The 8,173-nt window shown below is 56.5% G+C and carries 8 protein-coding genes; 1 reads left to right on the top strand and 7 read right to left on the bottom strand.

Annotation, left to right across the window (positions count from 1 at the left end; translation table 11 throughout):
- Positions 1–321 precede the first annotated feature (321 nt).
- The 4 genes from B2P82_RS08145 to B2P82_RS08130 are packed head-to-tail and all read right to left on the bottom strand — an operon-like array spanning position 322 to position 3,623.
- Positions 322–852: a RipA family octameric membrane protein gene (locus B2P82_RS08145; RefSeq protein WP_290496352.1), complete on the bottom strand. Its 531-nt coding sequence runs from the start codon at positions 850–852 to the stop codon at positions 322–324.
- Positions 818–1,822 carry an HTH domain-containing protein gene (locus B2P82_RS08140; protein WP_290496350.1) on the bottom strand — a complete coding sequence of 335 codons (1,005 nt, stop codon included), beginning with the start codon at positions 1,820–1,822 and terminating at the stop codon, positions 818–820. Before B2P82_RS08140 ends, B2P82_RS08145 begins: the two co-directional genes overlap by 35 nt.
- The gene (locus tag B2P82_RS08135) at positions 1,812–2,480 is read right to left on the bottom strand and encodes a hypothetical protein (RefSeq protein ID WP_290496348.1); all 669 of its coding nucleotides are present in this window, start codon (positions 2,478–2,480) and stop codon (positions 1,812–1,814) included. The genes B2P82_RS08140 and B2P82_RS08135 overlap by 11 nt, the downstream gene beginning before the upstream one ends.
- A gap of 45 nt (positions 2,481–2,525) precedes the next feature.
- Entirely contained in the window at positions 2,526–3,623 is a 1,098-nt protein-coding gene (locus tag B2P82_RS08130) for a Rieske 2Fe-2S domain-containing protein (RefSeq protein ID WP_290496346.1), read from the bottom strand.
- Between the two features lie 150 nt (positions 3,624–3,773).
- On the opposite strand from B2P82_RS08130, the gene B2P82_RS08125 reads away from it, so the two are divergent.
- Positions 3,774–5,369 (top strand): AbgT family transporter, encoded by a 1,596-nt coding sequence (locus tag B2P82_RS08125; RefSeq protein ID WP_349679740.1) that lies wholly within the window; start codon positions 3,774–3,776, stop codon positions 5,367–5,369.
- A 12-nt stretch (positions 5,370–5,381) separates the two neighbouring features.
- Here the strand turns inward: B2P82_RS08125 and B2P82_RS08120 are convergent, their stop codons facing one another.
- From B2P82_RS08120 to B2P82_RS08110, 3 genes are all read right to left on the bottom strand, one after another.
- Positions 5,382–6,602, bottom strand: a complete 1,221-nt coding sequence (locus B2P82_RS08120; RefSeq protein ID WP_290496342.1) for a M20 family metallo-hydrolase — start codon at positions 6,600–6,602, stop codon at positions 5,382–5,384.
- A 16-nt stretch (positions 6,603–6,618) separates the two neighbouring features.
- The gene (locus tag B2P82_RS08115; RefSeq protein WP_290496340.1) at positions 6,619–7,731 is read right to left on the bottom strand and encodes a diaminopropionate ammonia-lyase; all 1,113 of its coding nucleotides are present in this window, start codon (positions 7,729–7,731) and stop codon (positions 6,619–6,621) included.
- Between the two features lie 74 nt (positions 7,732–7,805).
- Positions 7,806–8,173, bottom strand: a 368-nt coding sequence (locus tag B2P82_RS08110; protein ID WP_290496338.1) for a CbbQ/NirQ/NorQ domain-containing protein, incomplete at its 5' end; no start/stop codon positions are given.

The following is an 8,173-nucleotide window of genomic DNA, read 5'->3' as shown; positions in this document are numbered from 1 at the left end:
CCGCCCGCCGCGCCGGACAGGAGTTTCGGCGAGCACCCGCATGGGGGCCCATGGTCCCGGGTCTTCGTTACCGACGCCGCGCGAACGGATCCACCGTGCTTTCCCACGCATGGCCCATCCGGGGATTGCTCCCGGGCTACCGGACGAGGCGGATTCCCAACTTGCCTTCGCAAGCCCACCCTGGCCTGACCTGCCTAGGCACCGGCGAGACCGTCTCTCCCACCCGCACCCTCCTGACCCTGCCCCCACAACCAGAACGGTACCTGATCCGGCTCCTGTGAGAGCAGACGCTTAGTATGGGGCGGGGAGTTCTCAGACGGATTAGAACGGCTTACCGTAAATTGGAGGGCCGCAAAAAAATCCATACACCATCAATCCGAGGAAGACAGCGGCAGCAAGAATCCAAGCAATGAATGTGAAGATAGAAAGCCATATCATATTCGAACTGACAGACGGATTTTTACGTATTTTTCTATTCAGCCATCGCTTATGCGGTCGATCATCTTCGTGAGCTTCAATTGCGTTTGACTGTGCGTAAATTTGCGCGTCACTCAGCGACAAGGCGTATATTCCAAGTTCATCGGCAAGTCTTCGAACTTCATTTTCCCAGAAGGACTGCCAATACTTCGCGCCCAAGTTGGTTTTCACCCACAGAAACGCACACAGTGCACCGAACCCGCAAATAAATAGGGCGACGGCGCTTGACCCAACTGAATAAGCCCCAATGGCTAGAGCGGTATTCAGTACAGAGAAATAGTTCGCCCTCTGCCAAAACATTTGGATTTCAAACCGTCGATTTTGTCGGGCAACCTCAAACTCAAGAAGTAAGTCTTCTTTTCGAGAACTCATCATTATCACCCTCACAAATTCGATCAATTATAAACCGCGACCACAAATCGAACCTATGCCTGTGCACCCTCAAGTCTTCTATTGAGAACCAATCTACATTCGTTATACCGAGCTCACCGCTTCGAGGCATCTCATTTAGCGTATAATCAACCGTAATCGCCACAGCTATATGCTGGCGAGCATCAGAATTGTCATCCACATTTATATATCCTTGTATAGACGATATACGATTAACCAGATCAACATCGTTGAGCTCAGCAGGAAGCGCCAGTTCCTCCATCAACTCTCGGGAAGAGTTGTTCAAAAACGCTTGATCCCCCTCCGTGAACAGATCGAAATCCTCATCGGTGACGTGACCGCCAAATGCAATGGATAAAGTATCCCTTAAATTCCTACTCGGATTCGAATAGGATCCGCGACGAAACACCAAATAGCTATGATTGCTTCTGACGGTCGTATATGTGACAAACTGTTTTACAGACTTATCAAGCTCGGCCTCAGGACGATGCATAAAGAAGCAAATATCTTCCAAATCCGAAAAGGAAACATCGCCACTCCCAACAAACCTCCCACTCACTCGTTTTGAAAGCTCCCCATACGGAGCCACCAAAACCCTCTCGTTTGTGACCTGCTTCGTTCTCGCGATATGCCATACTCGCTCGTACTCGGTCAGCGAGCTGTCTTCTGAATCAAGGCGACGGAGATAAAATGTGTTTGGGCCAGTTCGGCAGAATAGAGAGTTAGCACCCTCAAGCAAAATATGCTCCGAAAGTCGTGCATTCATAGTTTTTTCGGGTGTTTGACCGACATGAATATTTGGGTGCAATTCAAATTGATCAATCTTTTCGATAATTTCCCGCACATGGTTCGGTCGGGCCGAAATTGAGAGCGCCAAATACGCTGCCCGCAAATAAGGGCTCAGCCGTTCAAATCTGTCTTCATTATCACTTATGAGCTTTAGGCTAGTGGGCATCGGTTCTTTCCAAAAGCATCATAACATACTTTGGGGTTGTCTTGGAGAGCTTCAACTTTCTCAGGACAAATCCTAAATCTAGAAACTTTGCCAAGATTGTAACGTTTCGCTGCGCGAAGAAATTGTAATCCTTCTCGGTAAATTTGTCTTTTTTCGTGAGCTGGTGGCACCCTTCGGAAAAATTTTTCAGAGCGTCATGATCTCCTCGAATATAGGCCCCTACGACATCTTCCAGAACATCGGGAAGAAAAATCAGCAAACGCCCGCCATTACGTAATGATTTCCAACAACTTGCTACAAATGCTTCCTGCAATTCAAATTCGAGCAACGTATTCGATACCACCAAGGCATCTAGAGCTTGCGGCAGGATAGCACTCTCAAACTCCTCCACTATCCGTTCAACGGTCTTTGCCTCAATGTGGACGGAGTTGGAAAAATTCATTCTTCGAATATGCGGGTCAATGAGTACGCAGGCCCGAAGCGGATACTCAGATGTGACTTTATGGGGGATATAGGCCGTTGCGCTTCCTACAAAAGCAGAAGCCTCCACATTGTAGCGTTGAAATTCAGCGATAATTTCAGGAATTACAAACGCGTTTCTCGCTTCGCATTTCTCACAACCGTCGTGCCAATTTCGTGAATCGTCATCAGTATCCATAACCTCAAATAGAATAGGATTCGACTGGAGGTCTATAATTTTCTCCTAACTCATCCACCTAAGCACCCTAGCCTCAATCGGGTTCGCAAACTCGCGGCCTTCTGAGCGGCACTCCGTCCACTCACGTTTGAGGCGCTGGTACCATTTGGCCTGGATGTCGATGTCGTCGATCCACATCATGGCTTTCTGGTGGGCCATGCCCTGATTTTGCAGATCGACCATGTCGCCATCCTGGCGGAGGAATTTGCGGGCCATCGGCTTGGCGATGGGCACGGCGAGGTGGAGGAGCGGCGCGCCGGTCCACCAGGTGAACTGGGTGATCCGTGTACGTTTCGGGGCCTCAGGCGTCAGGCAGGTGAGCGTCAGCAGGCGGGCTTTGTCGTTCGAGATGATTTCCCAGCGATAGCCGGGCAGCTGGAACCGGATCTCGGTTTCCACATCATCCCCGAACACCCAGCGATAGAGTTTCGAGTTCGAGCTGGGCGGATGGCGGTCAATCGCCCAGCCGCGCTCTGTCGGGATGAAGGGCTTTTCCTTCAGCTTCAGGCCCACCGAGGGCGGACGCCACCACCATTGATTGTGCACGAAGGGCACATGGGCCGGGTCCATCAGGCCGACCACGGCATCATCCATATGCGCGTTGAACACGTCATGGATGACAAAGCCGGGCTTGTCCGGCAGCGGGCCGAATTCCGGCGGCGGCACGACGGGGGGCGTGTCCGCGCGCGGATTGTGGGCGACATAGAGATAGACCGCGCCATTGGCCTCATGCACCGGATAGCGGCGCACTTTCACCCTGGACGGGTCATAAGGGCTGTCGTCGGTGAGGGACGGCATCAGCTTGCAGCCGCCATCCGTGCCGAAGCGCCAGCCATGATACGGGCATTGCAGTGTCCACTCGCCATCCGTCTCCAGCTGTTGGCCCGCAGACAGCGGCACGAGGCGGTGGGGACAGATGTCGCGCAGGGCGAAGGGTTCGCCCTTGGGCGTGCGGCCGACGACGACGGGTTCGCCCAGCACCATGATGCGGTGCTGCTTGCCCGCGACCAGTTCGGTGGACGGCGCGGCCAGATACCAGCTGTCGGTGAGGTAGCCCTCGTCGGTAATGCCCTGTTTGGGCGCGGCGTGTTGTGTATCGGGCATGGGCGGGACCGGTCTTGTAACGATGGCCCCTGATTAGCGCATTTGGCGGGGGGTCACCAGTGCGCGGGCTGCGGCGGATATGGGGCGGAATATTGCCAGCGCGGCAATTGGCAATAAGGTGTCCCGCTTGATCTGGTTTTGACAGGGGAAATGGGCATGGCCGAAGCAGCGACCAATAAGGGATTCCTGGGATGGGTGGAGAAGACGGGCAACCGCCTGCCCGATCCGGTCTTCCTGTTCTTCTATCTGATCATCGCCCTGATGGCGATTTCACAGATTGCGGCCTGGACCAGTTTCAGCGCGCCGCACCCGACGCAGGTGACAGACGGCGGCACGCCGCTGGTCATTGAGTCGGCGAGCCTGTTCTCGGCCGAGAACATACAGCGCCTCTGGGTAGATATGCCGAAGACGTTCACGCACTTCCATCCGCTCGGCTATGTGCTGGTCGTGATGCTGGGCGCGGGCGTGGCAGAGCGCTCAGGGCTGTTTTCGAGCGCGATCCGGGCGGCGGTGCGCAATGCGCCGAAATTCCTGCTGACGCCGCTGGTCGCGCTGGTGGCGATGCTGTCGAACCATGCCGCCGATGCGGGCTATGTCGTGATGATCCCGCTGGCGGGCATATTGTTTGCCTCGGCCGGGCGCCACCCTCTGGCCGGAATTGCCGCGGCCTTTGCGGGCGTGTCGGGCGGGTTTTCCGCCAATATTTCGCCGGGCCAGCTGGACGCGCTGCTGTTCGGCATCACCGAGGCCGCCTATGGCGCGAGCAATATCGATGCGGGCTGGACGATGAACATTGCCGGCAATGCGTATTTCATCGCGGCGTTGCTGTTCATCTACCTGCCCGTGATCTGGTTCGTGACCGACAAGATCATCGAGCCGCGCCTCGGCAAATGGGTCCCAAGCCCGGAATCAGCCGTACAGGCTGGCGATGAAGACAAGCCCCTGACCGCCGAGCAGCAGAAGGGCCTGCGCATGGCGGGGCTCGCCCTGCTGGGCGTGTGCGCCTTGTGGGCGTTCATGACGTTCGGACCGGGCACGCCCCTGCTGGCCGACGGGCCGGGCACAGAAGGCAATCCGTGGTACCAGAAGGCCGGGCCGTTCTTCCGCTCGCTCGTCGCGGGCTTCCTGGTTCTGTTCCTTGCTGCGGGCTGGGCCTATGGCGCAGCCGCCAACACGATCAACAATCACCGCGACCTGGTAAACATGATGGCCGAGGCGATGAAGGACATGGGTTATTATCTGGTGCTGGCCTTTGCGGCGGCCCATTTCGTGGCGATGTTCGGCTGGTCCAATCTCGGACTGATCTCGGCGGTGCATGGCGCGGACGCAATCCAGAATAGCGGATTGCCGCTGCCGATCGTGCTGGGCCTGATTGTCTTGTTCTCGGCGCTGCTGAACCTTTTCGTCGGCTCGGCCAGCGCAAAATGGGCATTGCTGGCGCCGGTGCTTGTGCCGATGCTGATGCTGTTGGGGATCAGCCCGGAAGGCGCAACCGCCGCTTATCGCGTGGGCGATGGCGCGACCAACATCATCACGCCGCTGATGGTGTATTTCCCGCTTGTGCTGGTCTTTGCGCAGCGCTGGGTGCCGGGTTTCGGCCTCGGCTCGCTGACGGCGTCGATGATCCCGTATTCGATCTGGCTGTTGATCAGCGGCATCGCGCTGACGTTTATCTGGGTGACGTTCGGGCTACCGCTCGGGCCGGGCGCAGAAGTCGGATACACGCTGCCGACGGCTACGCCATAGGGAAGCGGCGCGTCAGGATTGCAGAAGCCGGTCGACGGTTCGCGACAGAACCGCAAGACCGGCTTCTATATCCGCCGCATGCGTGCGTTCGTTCGGATTGTGGCTGACGCCGGCGATGGACGGGATGAAGATCATGGCGGTCGGACAAATCCGCGCCATCATCTGAGCATCATGACCGGCGCCTGAAACCATGCGCTTGATGCTAAAGCCGCCGCGCCGGGCCTCCTGCTCGATGATATCTACCATGGCCGGATCAAACTCCACTGGCGCAAACCTTACGAGAGCCTCGGTATCAATTTCGGCGCCTTCTTCATGAGCGATAGCGGCGATAACGTCTTCAAGTCTTTGCTGCGCGACCCGTAAAGATGTTTCGTTAGCGTTTCGAAGATCGACAGTGAGATAGGCTTCTCCCGCGACGACGTTGATCAGGTTGGGTTTAAGATCGACCCGGCCGACAGTCGCCACCTGACCGTCGATCTCTGAGGCGATCTTCCGCGCCTCGACCGCCAGCCGCGCCGCGATATAACCGGCGTCCTTCCGCAGGCTCATAGGCGTTGTGCCAGCGTGATTGGCCTGTCCTTTTATCGTGATGCCGGTCCAGTAAATTCCCTGAACCCCTTCGATAGCGCCAAGTGTAATATTTTCCGCCTCAAGGACTGGCCCCTGTTCGATATGGATTTCGAGAAACCAGGAAGGCGTAACCGCGCCGCAGGAGAGGTCGCCCGAATAACCAATATCGTCGAGCGCCTGCCCCAGTGACATGCGGTTTCGGTCCTTTGCTGCACGCGCCTGCTCCACCTCCATACCGCCGGCATGAACAAGTGATCCCATCATGTCCGGCTGGAACCGTACGCCCTCTTCATTTGTAAAGACGGCGATGGTTATCGGACGGGCGGGAATAAGGCTGGCGTCGCGAAAGGAAGAAATAATTTCGAGCCCGGCGATAACGCCTAACGGGCCGTCGAGCTTGCCGCCATTGCTGACCGTATCGATATGCGAGCCCATCATGAGCGGCGGAAGCTGATTTATGCCTTCAAGGGTTCCGAAAATATTGCCGATGCGATCGATCTCAACTTTCAGATTGAGTTCGCGCATCCATGCGACGATCTGATCGCGGCCCGCTTTATCTTCCAAAGTGGCGGCGATGCGCCTGACGCCGCCTTCCGGCGTTGCGCCAATCCGTCCGAGCGTTTCAATTCGCTCCAGCATACGATTGATATTCAGCTTGCGCAATGAAACCGTCCTGAAGTTACAACGATGTTTCCGTTGCAAAGACAAGGCAATGTGCGGCCTCGTCAAGACCAGTCATTTGTTTTTCTTGAGGATGCGAGGCTAATTCGTTCAACGCTGCAAACCCAGCCGCGCCTGAAGGCGTTGTCGCGACACCGGCGCTTGTCAGGGTTTGTGCGGCCGCTGCCGCAGACTGGTCGCTGACGGTCACAAAGGAGTCGGCTGTTTCTTTCAGAATTTCATAGGCGAGAAGGGAAGGCTCAGCGCAATCGAGACGCCCCATATTGGTGCCGGGCGCTGGAACACGAGTCATTCGATCGTTCCGCATGCTTTCCATCAGGCAAGCCGCATTTTCCGGCTCAACGACAATGATGGCTGGTTGTTGCAGCCAGGTAAGGCGGATGTGATTGGCGAGTGCGCCGGCAAGTCCGCCAACGCCCGCCTGCAAGAACACGTGGCTCGGCCAGTCGCCTGTTTCATTACAGGCGTTCAACACCTCATCACCGATGACGGCATAGCCCTGCATCACCATCGACGGTACATCGAGATAACCATCCCACGAACTGTCGGCGATCAGGACCCAGTTATTTTCCTGCGCCGCTTTAAGCGCGCCGGCCATGCTATCATCGTAACCCTCGCCGCAGCGGACAACGGCGGCGCCAAATTCGCGCAGTCTTTCTGCAAACGCTTCCGGAACGGGCGCTGCGAGAAACACAGTGCATTGAGCGCCGAACAATCTGGCGCCGGCGGCGACGGATAACCCGTGGTTTCCGGCGCTCGCGCAACAGAATGTCGAACCCGCAGCGGCATCCGAAAGCGATTTAATCAGCGTATCGCTCGAAGCGTGCTGTGAATGCGGCGACTTGTTCAGCAAATAATCGAACACGGCATAGGCGCCGCCAAGCGCCTTGAAACTGCCGAGGCCCATGCGGTCTGTTTCGTCCTTTACGGACATTTTGCGAATGCCCAGCGTTGACGCAAGCTTATCAATACCGACAAGCGGAGTTGCCGTATATGCGGGGCAATGCCCGAGCGCGCGCAAGACAGCGTCAGCCGCGGCCATTTCCTGAAACCGCTCATTGGCAATACTGCGCCAGTACACTCGTGAAATTTCATTATGAAAAATACGCATATTGGTCCGCATCTGGGATGTGGCCACCATAGCGCGCTTTTTACAGTATATGGAAAGCGCGTTGATGCGGTCTGCTAGGCGACGCTCACCTGCGGCGCCGCTTCGGGCAGATCTTCGCCAAAGGCGCGCTGATAAAATTCCGCCACAGTCGGGCGTTCAAGTTCATCACATTTATTCAGGAACGTTACGCGGAAGGCGTAACCAATATTCATAAAAATTTCTGCGTTCTGCGCCCAGGTGATCACCGTCCGTGGGCTCATGACCGTGGAGATGTCGCCGGCGATAAAGGCGTTGCGCGTCATGTCTGCGACGCGCACCATGGCGTCGATGGCGGAGCGGCCTTCTTTTGAGTCGTAGAGCGGAACCTTGGCGATGACGATCTTGGCTTCCTCGTCATGTTCGAGATAGTTCAGCGTCGTCACGATCGACCAGCGGTCCATCT

It is taken from the genome of Hyphomonas sp. UBA4494 (assembly GCF_002388935.1).
In the GTDB taxonomy this organism is placed as follows: domain Bacteria; phylum Pseudomonadota; class Alphaproteobacteria; order Caulobacterales; family Hyphomonadaceae; genus Hyphomonas.
Note: the sequence above shows the minus strand (reverse complement) of the source record. Positions and strands in the feature narration are given on the sequence as shown.

Bases quoted from the DNA above. Each gene is read 5' to 3' on its own strand.
- B2P82_RS08135 (WP_290496348.1), bottom strand. From the start codon at position 2,480: ATGGATACTGATGACGATTCACGAAATTGGCACGACGGTTGTGAGAAA.
- B2P82_RS08125 (WP_349679740.1), top strand. From the start codon at position 3,774: ATGGGCATGGCCGAAGCAGCGACCAATAAGGGATTCCTGGGATGGGTG.
- B2P82_RS08115 (WP_290496340.1), bottom strand. From the start codon at position 7,731: ATGCGTATTTTTCATAATGAAATTTCACGAGTGTACTGGCGCAGTATT.
- B2P82_RS08130 (WP_290496346.1), bottom strand. From the start codon at position 3,623: ATGCCCGATACACAACACGCCGCGCCCAAACAGGGCATTACCGACGAG.
- B2P82_RS08145 (WP_290496352.1), bottom strand. From the start codon at position 852: ATGATGAGTTCTCGAAAAGAAGACTTACTTCTTGAGTTTGAGGTTGCC.
- B2P82_RS08140 (WP_290496350.1), bottom strand. From the start codon at position 1,822: ATGCCCACTAGCCTAAAGCTCATAAGTGATAATGAAGACAGATTTGAA.